Raw genomic sequence first — 1587 nt, 5'->3', positions numbered from 1 at the left:
TCTCTCCTTTGAATGTTGTTATGGTGACTACATTTTACCAAAGAGAGGTGTCTTTTTGTGTGTTTTTTGATGATTATTTATAAGAAGTTTCAATAACCGCAAGGGTTAAACCTGGATATTCAACTGCAAAACTTGAGTAATAAGAAGACACTTGGAATTTATACCCTAGCCCTATCTTATATTCAACATACATTGAACAATAAGTAGCAAAAGGGCCATCAAACGTGTACTTTTTGTTTGTTTCTATCATAGAGGCACCTCCAATCCCGCCATGCGAAGTTGATTGATATCGATACGGAGATATTCCATTGTCGTATTTGAGTTTTCATGACCCAATATTCCTGAAATAACAGGTAATGGTATGTTTTCTTGTAAAAGATTACTTGCTAAACTGTGTCTCATTGCATGAAGACCACGTTTTCTATCTTTAACATCAATTTTGGCAAGAACTAAATACTTATTGATAACACTCCAAAATACATTGCCTTTTTCAAAACGCCCATAAGGCGTTCTATGTCTAATAAAAATGTGGGGGTCGTCACTTACTGGTCGGCCATTCTTCAAATAATCAATTAATGCGTATTTTAAACCTTCGCTTAATGGTAACTGCAAAGAGTTTTTTGTTTTACCTTGAATTATTTCAATTTTTTCTAAGTGCCATTTAATATCATTTAGCTTCAAGTCTCTGATGTCTCCAGCTCTCATACCTAGCTGAATCGCTAATATCAAAATGAGATAGTCACGCCGCCCGATGGCTGTATTTCGATCTACATGAGAGAGAATAGTTTGAATTTCATGATTTGTGTAATATGAGGGTAGTTTTTCAAGTTTATTTGATCGAATAATCAGAAAAAAATGGGATAATTGGTGAGTATTATAATTGTTTGTGGTTAAAAAATTAAAGAAGCTTTTTAAAGTATGCAGAATAGTAACTTTTGTAGATGTTGCATAATTCCTTAATGAATCGATATAAATTAAGATAATTTTTGATTGTACATTTGAGATTTTAGTAATCCCATTTGTCTCAAGAAAATGAAGGAATTGCATGATGTTAAACTTTTTCCCCTCAATAGTCTTATCTGATAAGTCTGATTTCTTTAAGAATTCTATATAATCCTTAAGGATTTCAAAATAGCAAGGTGGTACTTGAAGACCTTTACGATGATAACATTTATTAACCGGCTCTCCCTTAGAAATACTATTTAAGACTTTTATAGAGCGAACAGCAAATCTTTGATATGGCGTTAAATTTGAATCAAAATCGATTTTATAATGATTCATAAGAAAACTATATCCAAAATCAATAGTGAAATCATAAGTGTTATTCAATATTGCGTACTTTTTAAAGCAGTTCCAGCAACTTTTATAACGAATTTTTGTCCCTTCTGAATAACCCATATCTTCCAAATAGATGCTTGCCTCCCTGATTAAATTTTCAATAGTATCCATTATTTCTTCCTCCTCTCGTATAATAAGTTTGTAGTTAAGAATTGTTCTTAACTCGTATAATAAGTTTCTCAAGTTTCGCACCCCTAAGAACCCCGTTCTATCCTTTACATTATAAGGATTATTTAGATTAATCAGCTT

At 32.0% G+C, this 1587-nt stretch carries 2 protein-coding genes; both read right to left on the bottom strand.

All coding sequences use genetic code 11. The annotated features are described in order from the left end of the window. Positions 1-73: 73 nt before the first annotated feature. Entirely contained in the window at positions 74-250 is a 177-nt protein-coding gene (locus ABFX15_RS00840; RefSeq protein ID WP_346023672.1) for a hypothetical protein, read from the bottom strand. Beyond that, the gene (locus ABFX15_RS00835; RefSeq protein WP_346023671.1) at positions 247-1449 is read right to left on the bottom strand and encodes a tyrosine-type recombinase/integrase; all 1203 of its coding nucleotides are present in this window, start codon (positions 1447-1449) and stop codon (positions 247-249) included. The genes ABFX15_RS00840 and ABFX15_RS00835 overlap by 4 nt, the downstream gene beginning before the upstream one ends. Positions 1450-1587: the final 138 nt, after the last annotated feature.

Origin of the sequence: Alkalibacterium indicireducens (assembly GCF_039522005.1) — a bacterium.
Classification (GTDB): Bacteria; Bacillota; Bacilli; order Lactobacillales; family Carnobacteriaceae_A; genus Alkalibacterium; species Alkalibacterium indicireducens.
The sequence above is the reverse complement of the archived record's forward strand: the minus strand, read 5'-3'. Positions and strand labels throughout refer to the sequence as shown.

Bases quoted from the DNA above. Each gene is read 5' to 3' on its own strand.
- ABFX15_RS00840 (WP_346023672.1), bottom strand. From the start codon at position 250: ATGATAGAAACAAACAAAAAGTACACGTTTGATGGCCCTTTTGCTACT.
- ABFX15_RS00835 (WP_346023671.1), bottom strand. From the start codon at position 1,449: ATGGATACTATTGAAAATTTAATCAGGGAGGCAAGCATCTATTTGGAA.